General features: G+C 59.5%; 19 protein-coding genes. 7 read left to right on the plus strand and 12 right to left on the minus strand.

The annotated features are described in order from the left end of the window. Nucleotides 1-54: 54 nt before the first annotated feature. Nucleotides 55-1107: a substrate-binding domain-containing protein gene (locus QPL98_RS11210; RefSeq protein WP_153740276.1), complete on the minus strand. Its 1053-nt coding sequence runs from the start codon at nt 1105-1107 to the stop codon at nt 55-57. Nucleotides 1108-1299: 192 nt separating this feature from the next. Between QPL98_RS11210 and QPL98_RS11215 the strand changes: the two genes are divergently transcribed. Continuing rightward, nucleotides 1300-1704, plus strand: a complete 405-nt coding sequence (locus QPL98_RS11215; RefSeq protein WP_011787037.1) for an acyl-CoA thioesterase — start codon at nt 1300-1302, stop codon at nt 1702-1704. On the opposite strand, the gene QPL98_RS11220 is transcribed toward QPL98_RS11215, so the two are convergent. The 8 genes from QPL98_RS11220 to QPL98_RS11255 all read right to left on the minus strand — a co-directional run bounded on the left by QPL98_RS11220 (nt 1701) and on the right by QPL98_RS11255 (nt 8770). Continuing rightward, nucleotides 1701-2792 (minus strand): DUF3524 domain-containing protein, encoded by a 1092-nt coding sequence (locus tag QPL98_RS11220; RefSeq protein WP_272999113.1) that lies wholly within the window; start codon nt 2790-2792, stop codon nt 1701-1703. The genes QPL98_RS11215 and QPL98_RS11220 overlap by 4 nt on opposite strands. 40 nt (nt 2793-2832) lie before the next feature. Then, a complete protein-coding gene (locus tag QPL98_RS11225; protein WP_272999112.1) occupies nt 2833-4008 on the minus strand; it encodes an MFS transporter in 1176 nt (391 codons plus the stop codon). A gap of 78 nt (nt 4009-4086) precedes the next feature. After that, nucleotides 4087-4884 (minus strand): iron export ABC transporter permease subunit FetB, encoded by a 798-nt coding sequence (gene fetB, locus QPL98_RS11230; RefSeq protein ID WP_286896575.1) that lies wholly within the window; start codon nt 4882-4884, stop codon nt 4087-4089. Beyond that, nucleotides 4871-5479, minus strand: coding sequence for an ATP-binding cassette domain-containing protein (locus QPL98_RS11235; RefSeq protein WP_286896573.1), 609 nt, complete (start codon nt 5477-5479; stop codon nt 4871-4873). Before QPL98_RS11235 ends, fetB begins: the two co-directional genes overlap by 14 nt. A 7-nt stretch (nt 5480-5486) precedes the next feature. Then, nucleotides 5487-6158 (minus strand): SDR family oxidoreductase, encoded by a 672-nt coding sequence (locus QPL98_RS11240; protein ID WP_273031721.1) that lies wholly within the window; start codon nt 6156-6158, stop codon nt 5487-5489. Continuing rightward, nucleotides 6151-7362: an organoarsenical effux MFS transporter ArsJ gene (arsJ, locus tag QPL98_RS11245; RefSeq protein WP_303293268.1), complete on the minus strand. Its 1212-nt coding sequence runs from the start codon at nt 7360-7362 to the stop codon at nt 6151-6153. Before arsJ ends, QPL98_RS11240 begins: the two co-directional genes overlap by 8 nt. Nucleotide 7363: 1 nt before the next feature. Further along, on the minus strand, nt 7364-8368 hold the full coding sequence (locus tag QPL98_RS11250) for an ArsJ-associated glyceraldehyde-3-phosphate dehydrogenase (RefSeq protein WP_303293269.1): 1005 nt from the start codon (nt 8366-8368) through the stop codon (nt 7364-7366). A 45-nt stretch (nt 8369-8413) separates the two neighbouring features. Beyond that, nucleotides 8414-8770 (minus strand): metalloregulator ArsR/SmtB family transcription factor, encoded by a 357-nt coding sequence (locus QPL98_RS11255; RefSeq protein WP_236072941.1) that lies wholly within the window; start codon nt 8768-8770, stop codon nt 8414-8416. 90 nt (nt 8771-8860) lie between these two features. On the opposite strand from QPL98_RS11255, the gene arsH reads away from it, so the two are divergent. The 3 genes from arsH to QPL98_RS11270 all read left to right on the plus strand — a co-directional run bounded on the left by arsH (nt 8861) and on the right by QPL98_RS11270 (nt 11579). Further along, entirely contained in the window at nt 8861-9577 is a 717-nt protein-coding gene (gene arsH, locus QPL98_RS11260; protein ID WP_011787046.1) for an arsenical resistance protein ArsH, read from the plus strand. Nucleotides 9578-9586: 9 nt separating this feature from the next. Then, on the plus strand, nt 9587-10657 hold the full coding sequence (arsB, locus tag QPL98_RS11265) for an ACR3 family arsenite efflux transporter (RefSeq protein ID WP_141067360.1): 1071 nt from the start codon (nt 9587-9589) through the stop codon (nt 10655-10657). Between the two features lie 124 nt (nt 10658-10781). Beyond that, the gene (locus QPL98_RS11270) at nt 10782-11579 is read left to right on the plus strand and encodes an undecaprenyl-diphosphate phosphatase (RefSeq protein WP_023012092.1); all 798 of its coding nucleotides are present in this window, start codon (nt 10782-10784) and stop codon (nt 11577-11579) included. A 193-nt stretch (nt 11580-11772) separates the two neighbouring features. On the opposite strand, the gene uvrD is transcribed toward QPL98_RS11270, so the two are convergent. Both uvrD and QPL98_RS11280 read right to left on the minus strand, forming a co-directional pair. Continuing rightward, entirely contained in the window at nt 11773-13938 is a 2166-nt protein-coding gene (gene uvrD, locus QPL98_RS11275) for a DNA helicase II (RefSeq protein ID WP_303293270.1), read from the minus strand. A gap of 189 nt (nt 13939-14127) precedes the next feature. Further along, nucleotides 14128-14757, minus strand: a complete 630-nt coding sequence (locus tag QPL98_RS11280) for a hypothetical protein (protein ID WP_303293271.1) — start codon at nt 14755-14757, stop codon at nt 14128-14130. A gap of 21 nt (nt 14758-14778) precedes the next feature. Between QPL98_RS11280 and QPL98_RS11285 the strand changes: the two genes are divergently transcribed. From QPL98_RS11285 to QPL98_RS11295, 3 genes are read left to right on the plus strand one after another with little or no spacing between them, the layout of a single operon-like run. After that, nucleotides 14779-15729, plus strand: a complete 951-nt coding sequence (locus QPL98_RS11285) for a methyl-accepting chemotaxis protein (RefSeq protein WP_303293272.1) — start codon at nt 14779-14781, stop codon at nt 15727-15729. Between the two features lie 28 nt (nt 15730-15757). Continuing rightward, on the plus strand, nt 15758-16942 hold the full coding sequence (locus QPL98_RS11290; protein ID WP_303293273.1) for a hypothetical protein: 1185 nt from the start codon (nt 15758-15760) through the stop codon (nt 16940-16942). 9 nt (nt 16943-16951) lie between these two features. After that, nucleotides 16952-17365, plus strand: a complete 414-nt coding sequence (locus QPL98_RS11295) for a substrate-binding domain-containing protein (RefSeq protein ID WP_011787053.1) — start codon at nt 16952-16954, stop codon at nt 17363-17365. Between the two features lie 67 nt (nt 17366-17432). On the opposite strand, the gene QPL98_RS11300 is transcribed toward QPL98_RS11295, so the two are convergent. Next, nucleotides 17433-18881 (minus strand): NAD-dependent succinate-semialdehyde dehydrogenase, encoded by a 1449-nt coding sequence (locus tag QPL98_RS11300; protein WP_011787054.1) that lies wholly within the window; start codon nt 18879-18881, stop codon nt 17433-17435. Between the last annotated feature and the right edge of the window lie 121 nt (nt 18882-19002).

Raw genomic sequence — 19002 nt, forward strand, 5'->3', positions numbered from 1 at the left:
GGTGCGGCCCTTCAGAGACGCACCCTTTCGCTCACTACTCGCGGTAGTCCGCGCTTACATCAGCTCGTCTTTGGTCAGGTTAGGCATCTTTTCAGCCTTCTCCTGCAGATCCATCAGCGCATCGCGCGGCGGAACGATCAGACCAACGCTTTTCAGGTAGCCATTCGGGCCCATGGCGCCCATGCCGGTGAACTCCTGAGCGTATTCCTGGATACCGGGAACCACGCCCACGTGGGCTTTCTTCACGTAGAAGAACAGTGAACGGGCAACCGGGTAGTCATCGGCAGCGATCGCTTCGGCAGTCGGAACCTTCCCGTTCAGGGTAGCAGCCTGCAGACGATCAGCATTCTCTTCCAGGAAGCTGTAACCGAAGACGCCGTACATGCCGGTATCACCAATCAGTTTCTGGACGATCAGGTTGTCATTCTCACCCGCTTCGATGAAAGCGCCGTCTTCGCGAATGCTCTGACACACACCTTCCATGTCATCTTCACTCATGTTGGCAACCGCAGGCAGGTCTTCACAGCCGCCCTGCAGAGCCAGCTCGTTGAAGGAGTCACGGGTACCGGAAGTCGGAGGCGGCCCCATCACACGGATCGGCTTGTTCGGCAGACTGGAATCGATGTCGCTCCAGTTCTTGTACGGGTTGGCGATAAGCTCACTCTCGTTTTTCGGGTTGGGTACTTCTTTACCCAGCGCCAGGAACAGCTGCTCCAGGGTTACTTCAAGATTTTCGGCTTCTTTGGAGCTGGCGATCACGATGCCGTCAGAACCAATGCGGAACTCGGTGATGTCCTTCACGCCGTTGCTCTGGCACAGATCAAACTCGGACGGCTTCATACGACGGGAAGCGTTGGTGATGTCCGGGTGCTGGGTGCCTACGCCCTGACAGAACAGCTTCAGGCCGCCACCGGAGCCGGTGGATTCCAGCTTGGGTGTCGGGAAATCGGTGTTGGCACCAAAACGCTCGGCTACCACAGTAGCGAACGGATACACGGTGGAAGAGCCCACGATGCTGATGGTGTCACGGGCCATGGCCGGTGCAGACAGGGCGGCAACAGAGCCGGCCAGCGCAACGGTTGCAAGTGCTTTGTTCAGTTTCATCACGTCGAGTCTCCATTATTTACTTTGGACGTTGTGTCGGATCTGCTTTACCGATGACTGCATCCTAGGGGCACTCTGTGACAACTTTGTTACAGCTTTTGAAATATAGCTGTCATTGTTCAAATTTTCTTGCAGCCCCGCGCCAGCCCGTTACCATGCACAGAAAACAACTCACAAGCTGTACAGGCGATCCTGATGACTGCGTACGATGATGACAAACCGGCCCCCCGGGGCGAGATGATGCTGCAGGTGGTGCCACTGCCGTCAGACACCAATGCCAACGGCGACGTCTTCGCCGGCTGGCTGGTCAAACAGATGGATATTGCGGCAGCGACCATGGCCGGTCGCATTTCCCAGGGCCGTAATGCCACCGTCGCGATGGACAGAATGGAGTTTCTGTCACCCTTGCGTGTGGGCTCCCAGGTGGGCTGCTACTGTGAATTGGTGGACATCGGCCGCAGCTCCATGAAAATCAACGTGGAAGTCTGGACACTGGACCGCGCCTCCAAGACACCCCGCAAGGTGACTGAAGGTCTGTTTGTGTACGTGGCGATTGATGAGCATGGCCGCATCCGGGAAGTTCCGGAGCAGAATCACTAAGCCCTCGCCATTAACTGCTGAACCAGCGCCTGGTACTTAGGGGCCAGTTCCGACGCCCGCCAGCCTTGTGGCGGGTTAAGCTCGGGAGGTTTCTTTAGCAGACGTACCAGCCGTTCAGCGGCCACCAGAGATTCACCGCCGGGATCGGATTCCAGGCTCCGGTATCGGCAGTCTGCCGGCACATATTCCCGGTAGGCCAGCCGGTCCGGTGCCAGCGGCAAGCACCCGGATGCCATCGCCTCCAGCATCGCCAGACCCTGAAAATCGTGCAGGGCGGTCGACACCACGATATCGGCACTGCGCAACAGCTGGTCGTAATCTTGCCGGTGCTCCAGAAAGCCCCAGTGTTCAATTCGGCGGGCAAATTGCTGGTAAATCCGGTCAAAGGCTTGCGGGCGGCTGCGAAAACCTTCACCCACCACACTGATGCGATAGTCCAGCTTGCGCTGCTCCAGCTGTTCCAGCAGGCCGAACAACCGGTCGGGCCCCTTGTCGTATTCCCAGCGATGATTCCATAACAGATGCGGCCGTTCCCGGTTCACGGACCGTGGCTGCTCGATAAACAACCGGTCTTCAATCGGCACCGGCAGCACCGAAGACCTTTCCCTGAGCATTTCTATCACCCCGCCGGGCACCGCATCCGGCATTTTGTTGAGAAAGCCCTCGACGCCCTGCAGAAAGCTGTCCCGGTTCCAGGCACTGTTAAAGACCACCGCATCGGCGGCCAGAGCGCTGTAAAGATTGACCATCTGCGGCTCTACCCGGCCTCGCTGCTGATCGCTGACCGGAAAGGCAAACTGGTTCTCATGCATATAAAGCAGGCAGGGGGTGTTCGCGATTCGAGGGTGCAGCCCGCGCAAGGTGGCCAGATCAACCATGGAAGTGGCAATGACCAGGTCCCAGGATTCGTCCAGGCCGGGCTGATGCAGCCAGCTCACCGGATTACCTCGAATCCGCCACTGAAAGAATCTGGGCGGAAGCGCCAGCGTCTGCCAATGATAATCGGGCAGCATGGTGACCAGTTGCTCGCGCCAGCGCTGATGACTGGCAGCATCATAAGCGGACAATAACAGAATGCGTTGGGTCATGACGGTCCAAAGCAGGAGGTCGACGTAATCGGCAAGTATATCAGGCCTCGGGCTTTCCCCGGCTCAGAGACCACAGGCCGAACACCGGTCCCGGCAAAAGCAGCAACGCTACCCAGACACCCCAGGCATTCCAGAGCCCACTGGTGAGCCAGATGGCCGGCAGGGTCAGGCCAAAGCCGACCGCGTTCATGACCGCCAGAGATGAGCCAACGGTTTCTTTCGGGGCCGTGACTGCAGCCAGCGCGGAGAATTGCGGGGAATCGGCCACCACAGCGACGCCCCAAACCAGTAGCGCCGCCATCAACAACTCCGGGGGCAGCCCGTTCATCCAGGGATAGAGCAGGCACAATACCCCGGACACCATCAACGCCCGCCGGGCAACCCACTCACTACCCAGAGTCCGACTGATCCGGCCGCCGCCAATACATCCAGCCGCACCCATACCGATCACCGCAAACGACAACCAGGGGATCAAGGCATCACCCTGTCCCAGCCGCTGCAGTTCTCGCCCGATCAACAGCGGCACCAGCGTCCAGAAGGCGTATAGCTCCCACATGTGGCCAAAATAACCACCCGCCACGGCCCGGAACCGGGGCAGGCGCAAAGCAGACAGTCCCTGTCTAAGGGGAAGCCGCCCACTGGCTTTGGGCAGGTGCGGCCCGTCACCCAACAGAAACACCAACAGCCCGCCCAGTAGCGCCAGACAGGACGATGCAAACAGTGGCCACTCCCAGGGCATACCTGATGTTACCCCTCGCATCAGATGTGGCAGAGCGGTACCCAGAGTCAGCATACCCACCAGCCAGGCCAGGGCGGCGCCGGCGTATTTAGGTGTCCAGGCAATCACCAGTTTCATACCCAGGGGGTAGATTCCGGCCAGACACAGGCCGGTAGCGAACCGGAACAGGCTGTCCAGCGGAAACACCCCGGCCACCACTACAAAGCCGGCGTTCGCCAGTGCGCCCATCAGGCTCGAAATAAGGAAGATGCGGCTGGCGCCGAAGCGATCCGCCAGGCCGGTCACCGCCAGAGCAAGCGTACCGGCAATAAAACCCGCCTGAACAGAGAGCGTAAGCCGGCCCAGATCCGATTCCGCTAACCCGAGTTCGGCGGACAGGGATAGCCAGACCCCGTTGATGCTGAACCAGAGGGAGGTGCCGAACAATTGTGCGAGCACAATGACTGGCAAAGGATAACGTTGCAGTAGGCTGGTCATATTATTGTCTTTGTGGTTACCGGAAAACCAAGCCTGGCTCGAAACCCGACTGAGACCCCATGCGACTTTGGTGCCCGATCACGGTTTGGTTAAACGATCCAGCCGCAGGCGCTCCCGGTCATCAAACAGCCGCCGGCCTCCCCAACTGACCGCCATCACTGCACCAAACCCCGTGCCGACGGTAATAAACAGCATAACCAATATCTGGTACTTAACGGCGACCGCGGGCGGGCTGCCCGCCAGTATCTGGCCGGTCATCATGCCCGGCAGGCTGACAATTCCGGCCGCCGCCATGGCGTTGATGGAGGGCATCATGCCACTGCGCATGGCTTCCCGGCGAATATCTTCCAGTGCCTGCTGCCAGGTCTGGCCCAGCATCAGCCGGTTCTCGATCACCGCCCGCTGGCGCCAGACCGAGTCATTCAGGCGATCCAGGGCCAGGCTGACCCCGGTCATGGTGTTGCCCAGCATCATACCCAGCAAAGGAATCGCATACTGAGGGGTATACCAGGGCTCCGGACCAATCACCACCGCCAGTGCCAGCACGGTCACGGTAAATGACGACACGAACATCGCGCCGGTGCCGATCCCGAACGCCCACCCGCCTTTCAGGCGTCGGCTCTGGCGCGCCACCACTTCCCGGCCTGCCACCAGCAGCATGACCGCCGCCAGCAGCGCAATCCAGTAGAAGGCGGAAGAGGCAAACAGGGCTTCCAGTACCAGGCCAATCAAAGCCAGCTGAATAACCGTTCGTATGGCCGCCACCAACAGGCTGCGGGTGATCCCCAGCCGCCCCAGGTAGGCTGTCGCTGCCAACGCCAGTACCAGCAAGGCCGCCAGGCCCAGCTTCCACCAGGCCAGGTCAATCACTTCCATGGACAGGCTCCAGTGCGGATCCTCGAATCCGATAGTGAGCGTTGGCTACCCGATGAATCTGGGCGGAATCATGGGCGACCCACAGAGTGGCGATCTGCCGCTGTTCAATCTCCTGCAACAGCCAGCGTTCGATCGCCTCTGTCGATTCGTTATCCAGATTGGCGGTCGGTTCATCCAGCAGCAGCGCGTCTGGTTCCTGAATCAAGGCCCGCCACAACGCGAGTCTTTGCCGCTCACCGGAGGACAAGCGGCTGACCGACCAGTCCATAACCTCGGCAGTGAAACCCAGAGCGGCAGGCAAACGCTCACAAGCCCCCTCAGGAAAGTGTGCGCTTACCTCATCAAACCACCACTGGCTTTCCGCCGGCACCATTACCACCTGCCGTCGCCACTGGTGTGCCGGCACACTCTGTTGATCGAGGTTATCCAGAGAAATCTGACCGCCGTGGGGCTCCAGATCGGCCACCGCGCGCAATAACCGGCTCTTGCCACTGCCAGAGGCACCGGACAGGCACGCTACCTGTCCGCCGGGAACGGTCAGCGTTACTTCACGCAGCGCGCCAACGCTGACCCCTTGCAACAACAGCCCGGTCAAAGCCAAGTCACCAGGGCAGTTCCTCACCATTGCTGTGCCAGAACGACCCGGTATTCTCCAGGGTCAGATTGGCAATGCGTTCGGCCAGCCCCCTGGCAGACTCCTCCGGCGTGATCAGCCCGCCAAAGTTCACCATTCGCGTTTTCACATAACCGGGATGCAACTGAGCCACGGCAATGCCCCGTGGTTTTAGATCCACGGCCAGTGATTTACCAAAGGCATTCAGGGCCGCCTTGGAGGCGCGATAGCCGTAGCGGCCGCCGGAGTCATTATCGGCAATGGAGCCCATCCGGCTGGTGATATTGGCGATCTTGCTGCCCTGCCCCATCAGAGGCACCAGGGCTTCGGCCACGCGCAGCGGGGCGTAGGCGTTGATTTCCATCTGGGTGCGAATGGAATCGAAGTCGATACTACCCAGCTGCTCGTCCTGCAGCAGTCCGGCGTTATTGATCAGCAGGCTGATGGACTTGCCGGCCAGACCGGATTTCAGCTTATCGATGCCGGCATCGGTGGTGACATCCACGCCGTCGATCACCTGACCCGCCACACCGGCAAGCTCTTCCGAGGACTGTCGGCATACGCCAATGACCTCGCAGCCCTCAGCGGCATAGTGCCGGGCCAGCTCCAGACCAATACCCCGATTGGCACCGGTAATGACCACCACATTGGAATCAGACATAGCCTTTTTCTCCTATTGGTTTCTCCGCTCGTTCCGGCAACCATACTGACAACGCTGCCGCTGTGGCTACCAGGGCAGCGGAAATCCACAAACAGGCTTCCAGCCCGTAGGCCTGGTACACCCAGCCAGAGAGAATGGTGCCCAGCAGCCGACCGGCGGCGTTGGACATATAATAGAACCCCACATCCAGCGATACACCGTCACCCCGGGCGTAGCTGACAATCAGGTAGCTGTGCAGCGAGGAGTTGATGGCAAACAGCACCCCGAACAGCAGCAAACCGCCAATCACCACCACCTGTGCCGACCAACCGGCCAACAGAGCCCCGGCAATGGCGGCAGGAACCAACGCCAGCAATGCCGCCCAAAGCACGGCACCGGACTTACCGTTGGCGTGGCCGGTGATTCTGGGCGCAAGAGTCTGGACAAAGCCATAGCCGATAATCCAGCTGGCCATAAAGCCGCCGACTTTCCAGTGGTCCCAGCCGAATACCGTGGCCATATACACCGGCAACGCCACCACAAACCACACGTCCCGGGCACCAAACAGAAACATCCGGGCCGCCGACAACACGTTGATGGCCCGGCTCTTGGACAGGATCTCGCTGAATTTGGGTTTAGCCTTGCTCTTGCCCAGGTCCTGACCCAGCAGGAACAGGCTGGCCAGCCAAACCAGCCCCAGCGCCACCGCCATGAGGATCACCGCACCGGTAAACCCGGCGGCCATCAGCAACACGCCGCCCAGAAAGAATCCCACCCCTTTCAGGGTGTTCTTGGAGCCGGTGAGAATGGCCACCCACTTGTACAGGGTGCCCTGCTGCTCATCTGGCACCAGCAGCTTGATACCGCTCTTGGCGGACATCTTGTTCAGATCCTTGGCAACACCCGACAACGCTTGCGCCGCCATCACCCAGGGCACCGTGAGCACGGCCGCGGGCACCGCCAGCATGGCCAGCGCCACAATCTGCAGAAACAGCCCGATATTCATGGTGCGGTTCAGGCCCATGCGGGCACCGAGATAGCCGCCCACCAGGTTGGTCACCACCCCGAAGAACTCGTAGAAGATGAACAACAGGGCGATTTCCAGCGGCGAATAGCCCAGCTGGTGAAAGTGCAGCACCACCAGCATTCGCAGGGCGCCATCGGTCAGGGTGAAGGCCCAGTAATTGCCGGTGATCACCAGGTACTGGCGGATGGCCGCGCTCATATCAGGCCAGCCCCACCTTGCGCGCCAGTTCCACGGTACGGTTGGCGTAGCCCCATTCGTTATCGTACCAGGCGTAAATTTTCACATGGGTGCCGTTGACCACCAGGGTGGACAGGGCATCGACGATGGAAGAGCGGGGGTCGGTTTTGTAGTCGATGGACACCAACGGGCGCTCTTCGTAGCCCAGGATGTCTTTCAGTTCGCCCTCGGCCGCGTCCTTGAGCAGTTGATTCACAGTTTCCTTATCCGTGGGTTTCTCTACTTCAAAGACGCAGTCGGTCAGTGAGGCATTAGTCAGCGGAATCCGCACCGCATGGCCATCCAGCCTGCCTTTAAGCTCCGGGAAGATCTCGATAATCGCCGTGGCGGAACCGGTGCTGGTGGGAATCAGCGAGCTACCACAGGCACGGGCCCGGCGCAGATCCTTGTGGGGCGCATCAATGATGGTCTGGGTATTGGTCAGGCTGTGGATGGTGGTCAGGGAGCCGTGCTTGATACCCAGTTTCTCGTGGATCACCTTCACCACCGGCGCCAGACAGTTAGTGGTGCAGGAGGCCGCGGTGATAATGCGGTCATTGGCCGGGTCGAAGATGTGCTCGTTTACGCCCAACACAATGTTTTTGGCGCCTGACTCTTTCACCGGCGCAGTCACCACCACCCGCTTTACACCCTGATCCAGGTAGCCCTGCAGCACGGCGACCTTTTTATTCACTCCGCTGGCCTCGATCACCAGGTCACAGCCGGACCAGTCGGTATCGGCAATGGCTTTGTTGTGGGTCACGCGGATGCGCTGGCCGTCAATCAGCATATCGTCACCATCGGCCATCGCTTCACGACTCCAGGTGCCGTGTACGCTGTCAAAATTCAACAGGTGCGCCAGCGTATGGGTGTCCGCGCCGGGATCGTTGATGGCGACGAATTCCAGCTCTGGCCAGCCCCAGGCGGCCCGCAGCGCCAGCCGGCCAATGCGGCCGAATCCGTTAATGCCTACTTTGATCTTGCTCATGATGTTCTCCTTGCGACCTTCGCGATCCGTATGTGCGATAAATGATCAGAGGCACTGCACCGCCGGGCGATCCGCCATGGCCTGTAATCTGGCCAGCGGCTGCTTAATCAGTGCCGGGTTGTTAACGGCAGTTTCCTCCAGCACCCTCTCCATCCAGTCTGGCAGTTGCGGACTAAGGTAATAATAGACCCATTGGCCCCGGCGCTCTGTTTCCAGCAAGCCAGCTTCACGCAGCGATGCCAGGTGGCGACTGACTTTTGGCTGAGGCGCCTCAAACGCCGCCATCAATTCGCACACGCACAACTCACCCTGACGGTGGATCAACAGCGTGGCCGCAAGCCGGAGTTCATCTCCCAGGGCCTTGAACAGGGTCATCGGATTGTAATGGGCTTGACCTTTCATATTTACCGACCAATATATACGCTTATTCGAATATGCAGTTTTTCGCATATTAGTGTGACACATTGATGACGTAAAGGATCGACGATCAACATGCCAACCGCGGATCTTCCCAACATCAAAGCTGAGCTGTTCAATGCTCCCACGGCATCGAAGGTATTCGAGGCCCCGGCCTCCGAGCATCCAGCCCGGATTCTATTGCTATACGGCTCCCTGCGCGAACGCTCGTTCAGCCGCCTGGCGGTGGAAGAATCCGCCCGCCTGCTGGAAGCCATGGGCGCGGAAACCCGTATCTTTAACCCCCGCGGCCTGCCCCTGGCGGATGCCGAAGACGCCAGCCACCCCAAGGTTCAGGAACTGCGGGAACTGGTGCAGTGGAGTGAGGGCATGGTGTGGTGCTCCCCGGAACGCCACGGCGCCATGACCGGCATCATGAAAACCCAGATCGACTGGATACCTCTGTCCCTGGGTGCGGTTCGGCCGACACAGGGCAAAACCCTGGCAGTGATGCAGGTATGTGGTGGCTCCCAGTCATTCAACGCCGTTAATCAGCTGCGGGTGCTGGGCCGGTGGATGCGCATGGTCACCATTCCGAACCAGTCCTCGGTGCCCAAAGCCTTCATGGAATTTGATGGCAATGATCGCATGAAGCCCTCGCCTTACTATGATCGCATCGTGGATGTCATGGAAGAGCTGGTAAAGTTCACCCTGCTGGTACGGGACCGCAGTGATTACCTCACCGACCGCTACTCCGAACGCAAGGAAAGCGCCGAAGAACTGTCGAAGCGTGTGAACCAACGTTCCATTTAAGGATATGCCATGAGCAGCAAAAGCGATGTGAACACGGTTGAAACCACTGACGGCGGCCTGGACCTGTTCGGGCGTTACCTGTCCGTGTGGGTGGCACTGGCCATTGTGGCCGGTGTAGCCCTCGGGCAGCTTGCCCCCTCGATTCCCGAGACCCTGTCCCGCTTTGAATACGCCCAGGTGTCCATCCCTATCGCCATCCTGATCTGGGCGATGATTTTCCCGATGATGGCGCAGATCGATTTCAGCGCCGTGGTCGGGGTGCGAAAAGAGCCGAAGGGCCTCGCTATCACCACTATCGTGAACTGGCTGATCAAACCCTTCACCATGTTCGCCATTGCCTGGTTTTTCCTGATGGTGGTGTTTAAACCCTGGATCGCCCCACAACTGGCCAGCGAATACCTGGCCGGCGCCATTCTACTGGGGGCTGCGCCCTGCACCGCCATGGTATTTGTCTGGAGTTACCTGACCAAGGGCGATGCCGCCTACACCCTGGTGCAGGTGTCCCTGAACGACATCATCATGCTGTTCGCCTTTGCGCCGATTGTGGTTTTCCTTCTAGGGATTTCCGACATCCAGGTACCCTGGGATACGGTGATTCTGTCGGTGGTCTTATACATCGTGATCCCGCTTACCGCCGGTTACCTGACCCGCCGGACCCTGATCGCCCGCCACGGCGAACAGTGGTACGACAACGTATTTATGAAACGCCTCAGCCCGGTGACGCCTGCCGCGTTGATCGTCACCCTGGTCTTGCTGTTCGCCTTCCAGGGTGAAGTCATTCTGCAAAATCCGTTGCACATACTGCTGATTGCGGTGCCACTGGTTATCCAGACTGTGTTTATCTTCCTGCTCGCTTACGGCTGGGCCAGGCTCTGGAAGGTGCGCCACTGCATCGCCGCCCCAGGAGCCATGATCGGTGCCAGCAACTTCTTTGAGCTGGCGGTCGCGGCGGCCATTGCCCTGTTCGGCCTGCAATCGGGCGCGGCCCTGGCCACGGTGGTGGGCGTACTGGTGGAAGTGCCCTTGATGCTCGCCCTGGTGCGCATCGCCAATAACACCCGGGACAAGTTCCCGGCCTGAACGATTAAGCTGAACAGGCGCGTCGCTATCCGCGCCTGTTCAGCCGACAACCACCCTGCTAATATCGCGCTCGTTTTTCGAGCGTCGAACCCGTTAATCAGCACCACCGACCGGAATTAAAAGAATGGATATTTTCCAGGCCCTTTTCCTTGGCCTCCTCCAGGGACTGACCGAATTCCTGCCCATATCCAGCTCCGCCCACCTGATCCTGACACCGGCCTTCTTTGGCTGGGAAGACCAGGGCGTCGGCTTTGACCTGTCGGTGCACGTGGGCACACTGCTGGCGGTGGTGCTCTACTTCCGCCGGGATGTCTTCGGCATCGCCCGGGACGGCCTGATTTCCATGGGCCAGCGCAAAATCGTCGGCCAGGGCGCCCTGGCCTGGTACCTGGTGATCGGCACCATCCCGGCGGGCCTCGCGGGCCTGGCCCTGCTCGACATGATCGACAACGAACTGCGGGGCGCCTCGGTGATCTTCTTCACCACACTGGTGTTCGGCATCCTTCTTGGCATTGCCGACTGGCTCCCCAAACGCCAGCGCACCATGGATTCCCTGAACTGGAAAGACGCTGTTATCGTTGGCGTCGCCCAGGCCATGGCTCTGGTCCCCGGCACCTCCCGCTCGGGCGTCACCATCACCGCCGGCCTGTTCCTGGGCATGACCCGGGAAACCGCCTCGCGGTTTTCCTTCCTGCTGGCGATTCCGATTATCGTGCTGGCGTCGGCGGTAAAACTGCTGGAAGTGGCAACATCCGACGTGATCGTGGACTGGAATGGCTTTCTGATCGGCGGCGTCACCTCGTTCCTGATGGCCATTACCGCCATCCACTTCTTCCTGAAGTGGCTGAACAAGGTGGGCATGTGGCCGTATGTGATTTACCGGATCATTCTGGCTGGGGTGATTTACGCGGTTCTGATGTAAACCGTTTTCTTTAAATACTTGGCGGCCTGCACAGCACCAAGAGTGCCGGGTTGGGGTTGGCTTTCCAAAAATTTGTGGAGCCAGGGATGGCGGAACACAAGCGCCCATGGACGGCTCGAGCGCTTTTTGGAAAGACGTTCCCACCGTCATGCAGCCCCCTTACTCGAAGGCTGCATGACGCTAACTCAACCGTTTAACAGGCCTCCAAAGGCGCATAAGCCAGCACCAGCCACTTGGCGCCCTCATCGAAGTTCACCTGCACCCGCGTATGATGCCCCGTACCCTCGGAGTTCATCACGATACCCTCACCGAACTTCGGATGCCGAACCCGCTGGCCCAGACTGAAGCCAGACTGCTGGGCCGAATCCTGGGCAAACAGACTCTCATTCGGTCGCTCCACCATCGCCGGCCGCGTCACCGTATTACGCAACCGCACCTCCTGCAGGCAGTCCCCCGGGATCTCCCGGACAAACCGGGACAGTGCATGAAACTTCTCCTGACCATACAGGCGACGGGATTCCGCGTAAGTAAGTACCAGCCTCTTCATGGCCCGGGTAATGCCCACATAGGCCAGGCGGCGCTCTTCCTCCATGCGCCCGGGCTCCTCCAGCGACATACTGTGCGGGAACAAACCCTCCTCAACACCTGCCAGGAACACCATCGGAAACTCCAACCCCTTGGCCGAATGCAGCGTCATCAACTGCACACTGTCCTCATGGACATCGGCCTGTGATTCGCCAGCATCCAGCGCCGCCTGGGCAATAAACTCCGCCAGCGGATCTACACCTTCTTCTACATCATAATCCGCCAGCGCACTGACCAGTTCCTCCAGGTTTTCCACCCGGGCCTGCCCCTTCTCGCCCTTCTCACTGGCGTGATAATCCTTCAGGCCGCTGGACTCTATGGCCTGCTTCATCAGCCCCTGCAGGGAAGCGTGCCCCGCCATTTCAGACAGCGTGTTGATGATCTCCATAAACTGCTGCAGGCCGGTTTTCGCCCGACCCTTCACCTGGCCTGCGGCCAGTAACCGCTCGGACGATTCCCACAGGGAAATACCCTGGCCGGTGGCGTATTCACGAATTTCCTGCAGGCTCTTGGCACCAATGCCGCGGGTGGGAATATTCACCACCCGCTCAAAGGCGGCATCGTCCCGGTGGTAATGCACCAGGCGCAGGTAAGCCAGCGCGTTTCGGATTTCCTGACGGTCGTAGAACCGCAACCCGCCGTAAACTCGATAAGGAATACCCTGGCGCATCAGGGCTTCTTCGAGCACCCGGGACTGGGCATTGGAACGATAGAGAATGGCGCACTCGCTGCGCAGATTGCCCTCGCTGACCCAGGCCGAGATGGAATCGGCAATGTAGTTGGCTTCGTCCTGCTCGTTGAACGCGGCGTACAGACTGATCGGCTCACCTTCCACCCCGTCAGTCCAGAGTTCCTTGCCCAAACGCCCCTGGTTGTTGGCAATCACCGAGTTGGCGGCTTTCAGAATGGTCTTGGTGGAGCGGTAGTTCTGCTCCAGCCGGACCAGCCGGGAATTGGGGAAATCCCGCTGGTACTGCTGGATATTCTCGATCTTCGCGCCCCGCCAGCCGTAGATGGACTGGTCGTCATCGCCCACCACCGTCAGCGGCACCCGGTTGCTGGCCAGCACCTGCAGCCAGGCGTATTGAATGGTGTTGGTGTCCTGGAACTCGTCCACCAGTATGTGCTGGAAGCGCTGCTGGTAGTGACTCAGCAATTCCGGACGATGCAGCCAGAGTTCGTGGGACCGCAGCAACAGTTCGCCAAAATCCACCAGGCCGCCCTGCTGGCAGAGCTTCTCGTACTGGCGGTAGATCTTCAGCATGGTATTGGTGAAGTGATCGCCCGGATTCTCCTGAATATGATCCGCCCGCAAGCCCTCATCTTTCTGGCTGTTGATAAACCACTGAGCCTGTTTCGGCGGCCACTGGCTTTCATCAATGCGGTTTTCCCGCATCACCCGCTTGATCAGCCGCAACTGATCGTCGCTGTCCAACACCTGGAAGTTTTCCGGCAAGCCGGCGTCTTTCCAGTGGGAACGAAGCAAACGATGGGCAATTCCGTGAAAGGTGCCGATCCACAGACCACGGGTGGGAATCTGCATCATCTGCTCCACGCGATAACGCATTTCCTTGGCGGCCTTGTTGGTGAAAGTCACCGCCAGAATGGACGTGGGCGGCACCCGGTCAACCGACATCAACCATGCCATCCGGTGCACCAGCACGCGGGTTTTGCCACTGCCGGCACCGGCCAGCACCAGCAAATGGTCGTTCTGCGCCGTCACCGCTTCGCGCTGGGCGTCGTTCAGGGAATCAATAATATGAGAGACATCCATGGAGCAAGGCTTCATTACTGGTTAAATTTACAGCCCAGTATACCAGCCAAGAGCCCGGCTGCCTCCCCTGGCACAAACTACCCCCTCAAGAGTATATACAGGCCAATTCAAGGCTCTAGGCTTAAAGAGACAGCCAGTTTGGCCGATACAGCACTTAACACACTGACACATTAATTCTGTGTCATGCGTTCAAAAAAACAACCTACACTCGCGCTGCTGGTGATTGTAGCCGTGGTGGCTTTCGTAGTGAGCCAGACCTTTTCCGTCATCACGGAACGAAACAACTCGGAACGACTGGGAGAGGTGCGCAACCAGCTCTATCCGTCCCTGGAACTCTCCACCATCAACCGGGGTCTGCTGCAACTCATCGAAAACTAGATCAACAGCGCCGTCACCACGGGCGACGATCAGCAGATTGCGGCTACCCGAGAGCAACTCGCCGAGATCATCGAGAATCTTGACCGCATTGCCCAGCTTAACCCGAGCCAGCAGAGCGACGTAAAAGCGCTGAAATCCGAACTGAACGGCTACTACAGCACCGCCACTCGCATCGCCACCGCGATTATCGAGGGCACCGCCGATTTCAGTCGCATAGGCCAGGAAGCATCCGCCAACGCCGAGCGCCTGGCGGGTCTGCGCTCGGATCTCGACCAGATGCGCAATGCCATGGAGAGCCGCCTGACCCAGGCCATTGACGACACCACGGCGGCCAGCAGCGAAGCCGCCACCGTCTCCGTGACGATCGTGGTGGTCGCCCTGGTTGTCCTGATTGCACTGAGCCTGATTATCGGTCGATCGGTCTCCGGCAGCCTGCAGCAAATCATCAGTTCCCTGCGGAACATGGCTTCTGGCGAAGGCGATCTGACCTCCCGCATCGAGTACACCGGCAAGGATGAACTCCGGGATCTGGTGGACCAGTTCAACCGCTTTGTTGAAAAACTGCATAAATCCTTTGCCACCATCCAGCAGGACATCGGTGAGCTTAACGGCGTCGCCACGCATCTGGGCAGCACCAGCCGCACCAATCTTGAACGCATCAGCCAGCAGGCCCAGGCCATCTCCTCCACCCGCAATTCCGTGGAAGAGCTGGTAAAAAGCGTTGAGGAAGTGGCGGGCTTTGCCTCCAGCGCCTCCGACCAGACCCAGGACGCATCCAAGTTTGCGACCACCGGGCAGCAGAAGGTCGAGGGCAACATACAGACCATCCAGCGACTGATGGCAGAAATCGAGAACACTGCAAGCCTGGTCAACCAGTTCGATGAGTTCTCCGTGAAGGTGGGCGGACTGCTGGAAACCATTCAGACCGTGGCCGAGCAGACCAACCTGCTGGCCCTGAATGCCGCCATTGAAGCTGCCCGCGCCGGTGAACACGGCCGTGGCTTTGCCGTGGTCGCAGATGAAGTTCGCGGCCTGGCGGTGCGCACCCACAAGGCCACGGAAGAAATCCAGCAGGTGATTTCAGAACTCTCCAAAGCCTCCGGTGCCGCCGTGCATTCCATGCAAGGCAGCGTAGACATGGCCAGGCAGGGCGTGGATGCCACCACCGAGTCTGGCGAGGTCCTGCGCAAGATTCTCGAGAACGTTCAGCAGATCAGCGAACTGAACGAGCAGATTGCCGCGGCCACCTATGAACAAAGCACCACCTTCAGCGAAGTCACTGGCCATATGGGCGACATGCATCGCAACGCCGAGGCCGTGATGGAAAGCACCGATGAGCTGGATACGGTCAGCCGCAAGATCCAGGACGTCAGTAATGGCTTGCAGAGCGTGGCCGGGCAGTTCCGCGTTTAAGTAAAACCCCAGAAAAAGGAAACTCCTGATGAAAAAACTGTTTACTGCAGCGCCCCTGGCGCTCGCCATTGCCGCGACCCCGGCTCTGGCACAGAGTACCGAGGACACCCTCGAGCGCATGCAGCAGCAGCTGAACTCCGCGAAAGACACTGGCATTCGCTTCAACGGCTTTTTCAGCACCGGTTTCGCCCGGGCCAGCAACGATGCCGGTTACGCCGGAATCACCGACGAATCCGAAGTGGCGGATCTGAGCCTGTTCGCCCTGCAGGGCACCTTTGACGTCACACAGAAGAGCCAGATTGTGATGCAACTGGTCGGCCGGGGCGAAGATGACTGGGAACCCCAGGTGGAGTGGGCCTATCTGAGCCACCGCCCCACCAACAACCTGCAGATTCGGGCCGGCAAGATGCGGATTCCGTTCTTCATGTACTCCGACTCCCTGGAAGTCGGCTACGCCCAGCCGTGGGCCCGCCCGCCCCAGAGCGTGTATGGCCCGATTGCCGTGACCAGCTATGTTGGTGCGGATGCCAGCTACAACCTGAACTTCGACAACTCCTCGCTGACCGCAACCGGCTTCACCGGCTTTACCGATGAAGATGGCAACTCCGGCGACGTACAGCTGCGCAACATCGCAGGCATGAACCTGACCTGGACCGACTACGTGTGGACTGTGCGTGGTGTGGCGGCGACCGCCGAGGCGGATATTGATGCGACCCGGCTAGGAGCCCAGGCCCCCGCTAATGTAAGCGTAGATACGGTCATTGCCGATGGGGAACGAGGCAATTTCTATGGCATCGGCGCTAGTTACGACGATGGTGCCTGGCAAATCATCGGTGAAGTCACCCGCGTTGAAGTGGATGGCAAATTTGCCGATACCGACTCCGCCTACTTGTCTGTCGGCCATCGGTTTGGCAGCTGGACGCCGTACATCGCAGTTGGCTGGGTTGAAAGTAAGGACGATGATGAGCGACTCGGATTTGTTACAACGACAGGAGGCACTCCGATCGCCCCCGAATCCATCCTGAACTTCCAGCGTGAAGACTTCAGCATCGGCACGCGCTGGGACATTACTCCGGGCGTGGCCATCAAAGCCGATTACACCCATTCCCGTGGTTTCGAAAAGGGCACTGGCAACCTGAACCCAAGTTATATTCTGGCTTCGGGCACGGACAGCACCAACGTCTACACCGTCAAAATCGACTCGGCATTCTAAGGAGGCCCCATGAAAAAGCTTAGCCTGTTGTTTGCGGCCAGCTTGCTGGCAAGCCCCCTGGCCCTGGCCGAAGTCGTGGTGATCGGCAACCCGTCCGGCCCGGACAGCATCAGCGCCAACGAAGTACGGGATCTGTATCTGAACCGCAGCAAAGCCCTGCCGAATGGCCAGAGCGCGAAGCCGTTTGAACTCCCGGAAGGCAACGCCACCCGTGCCGAATTCCATGACAAGGTGACCGGCCGTAACGACGCCCAACTGAAGGCCTTCTGGTCCCAGCAGGTGTTCACCGGTCGTGGTCAGCCTCCGGCGGAAGCCGGCAGTGCTTCGGGCATGAAGGCCCAGGTCGCCTCCACACCAGGCGCCATCGGCTACATCGATTCCGCGGATGTGGACGACAGTGTCAAGGTTATCCTGACGCCCTGATCACAGCCGTGCAGAACGCAAAAAGGCGAGCCGAAGCTCGCCTTTTTGCTGTTTGAAGACCGGCTGCCTAGAAACCTCTCGGCACGGTCTGGGCTTCCACGAATTCAAACAGCCCTTCCAGACCACCTTCCCGGCCAATACCCGAGGCTTTCATACCGCCAAACGGCGCCTCCGGTGTCGGCCCGGTGCCGGTGTTCCAGCCCACGTGACCAAACCGCAGGCCGGCAGCCACCCGCTGGGCGCGTTCAGCATCGGCGGTGAACACGTAGGAGGCCAGGCCAAACTCCGTGTCGTTACCGGCATCAATGACTTCTTCCTCGGTCCGGAACAGCGCCATGGGCACCAGCGGACCGAAGGTCTCCTCCTGGTAACAGCACATCTCCCGGTCCACGCCCTGCACCACCGTGGGTGGGAAAAACAGGCCATCACCCAGTTCCGCTGGCTGTTTGCCAGCCACCAGGCTGGCGCCCTTGTCGAGGGCGTCCTGCAGGTGCCGTTTCACCTTGTCGAAACCCTGCTTGTTGATCAGCGGGCCGATGTCGATGCCATCGTTCATGCCGTCACCGACGGTCATCTTGTTCACACGTTCGGCCAGCTTCTGGCCAAAGGCATCCGCCACCTTCTCGTGCACAAAAATCCGGTTGGCGCAGACACAGGTCTGGCCGCCACCGCGGAATTTGTTGGCAATCAGGTTATCGGCGGCGGCCTCCAGGTCGGCATCGTCAAAGACGATGAACGGGGCATTACCACCCAACTCCAGTGCCAGCTTCTTCACCTGCTCGGCGGTGTCTACGATCAGTTTGCGGCCCACTTCGGTAGAGCCCGTGAAACTGAGCATGGGTACATCTTTATGTTCACACAGTACCTTGCCGATCACGCTGGCCTTACCCATCACCAGGTTGACCATGCCATCCGGCAGGTCGAGTTTATCCATCACGCTGAAAAAGGCGATCATGGTCAGCGGGGTTTCGCTGGCTGGCTTGATGACCGAGGGGCAACCCGCCGCCAGGGCCGCCGAAAGCTTCTTGGCGATCATACCAATGGGGAAATTCCAGGGCACGATCAGGCCAGTCACGCCCACGGGCCGGTAGTGAACCGTCCAGGTGCAGTCCTTGGGCTTCTCCGGAATCGTGTGGGAATCAAGAGCGCTGATGTGCTTGGCACAGTAATCGAAGAAACCGGCGGCGTAATCCACCTCGCCCTGGGCTTCCTTCCAGGGCTTGCCATGCTCCATACACAGGATGCGGCCAATCTCTTCGCGGTTTTCTTTCAGGCCGTCACGAATATCCTCCAGCCACTTGCGGCGGGTTTCAATCGGCCAGGGATTGGTGAGCCGGAGCGCTGATTGTCCAGCCTCCACCGCTGCCACAACATCTTCCTCCGGCATCGACGGAACCTTGGCAATCACCGAGCCGGTGGCCGGGTTGTAAACGTCGAACGTGGCACCGCCGGCAGAGTCTTTCCAGCGCCCGCCAATGTAGCCTGTGAGGTTTTCCAGTAGTGGTGACTCGATCATCTCGGCTCCTCTTGCATGACTGGTGACGCCCCGGACCGGGGCGGAGTTCAAAAGCAACGCGTGCCTTTCATAGTGGATCCTGAGTGGCGGCCTGTAAAGTCAGGGGGAGATTTCCTGGCCG

It is taken from the genome of Marinobacter sp. ST-43, assembly GCF_030541085.1.
Classification (GTDB): Bacteria; Pseudomonadota; Gammaproteobacteria; order Pseudomonadales; family Oleiphilaceae; genus Marinobacter; species Marinobacter nauticus.

Excerpts from the sequence above, each read along its gene's own strand:
- QPL98_RS11270 (WP_023012092.1), top strand. The coding sequence starts at position 10,782 with ATGGATATTTTCCAGGCCCTTTTCCTTGGCCTCCTCCAGGGACTGACC.
- arsJ (WP_303293268.1), bottom strand. The coding sequence starts at position 7,362 with ATGAGCGCGGCCATCCGCCAGTACCTGGTGATCACCGGCAATTACTGG.
- QPL98_RS11300 (WP_011787054.1), bottom strand. The coding sequence starts at position 18,881 with ATGATCGAGTCACCACTACTGGAAAACCTCACAGGCTACATTGGCGGG.
- QPL98_RS11290 (WP_303293273.1), top strand. The coding sequence starts at position 15,758 with ATGAAAAAACTGTTTACTGCAGCGCCCCTGGCGCTCGCCATTGCCGCG.
- arsB (WP_141067360.1), top strand. The coding sequence starts at position 9,587 with ATGAGCAGCAAAAGCGATGTGAACACGGTTGAAACCACTGACGGCGGC.
- fetB (WP_286896575.1), bottom strand. The coding sequence starts at position 4,884 with ATGGAAGTGATTGACCTGGCCTGGTGGAAGCTGGGCCTGGCGGCCTTG.
- QPL98_RS11255 (WP_236072941.1), bottom strand. The coding sequence starts at position 8,770 with ATGAAAGGTCAAGCCCATTACAATCCGATGACCCTGTTCAAGGCCCTG.
- QPL98_RS11285 (WP_303293272.1), top strand. The coding sequence starts at position 14,779 with ATGGCTTCTGGCGAAGGCGATCTGACCTCCCGCATCGAGTACACCGGC.
- QPL98_RS11295 (WP_011787053.1), top strand. The coding sequence starts at position 16,952 with ATGAAAAAGCTTAGCCTGTTGTTTGCGGCCAGCTTGCTGGCAAGCCCC.
- QPL98_RS11225 (WP_272999112.1), bottom strand. The coding sequence starts at position 4,008 with ATGACCAGCCTACTGCAACGTTATCCTTTGCCAGTCATTGTGCTCGCA.
- QPL98_RS11220 (WP_272999113.1), bottom strand. The coding sequence starts at position 2,792 with ATGACCCAACGCATTCTGTTATTGTCCGCTTATGATGCTGCCAGTCAT.
- uvrD (WP_303293270.1), bottom strand. The coding sequence starts at position 13,938 with ATGGATGTCTCTCATATTATTGATTCCCTGAACGACGCCCAGCGCGAA.
- QPL98_RS11240 (WP_273031721.1), bottom strand. The coding sequence starts at position 6,158 with ATGTCTGATTCCAATGTGGTGGTCATTACCGGTGCCAATCGGGGTATT.
- arsH (WP_011787046.1), top strand. The coding sequence starts at position 8,861 with ATGCCAACCGCGGATCTTCCCAACATCAAAGCTGAGCTGTTCAATGCT.
- QPL98_RS11250 (WP_303293269.1), bottom strand. The coding sequence starts at position 8,368 with ATGAGCAAGATCAAAGTAGGCATTAACGGATTCGGCCGCATTGGCCGG.
- QPL98_RS11215 (WP_011787037.1), top strand. The coding sequence starts at position 1,300 with ATGACTGCGTACGATGATGACAAACCGGCCCCCCGGGGCGAGATGATG.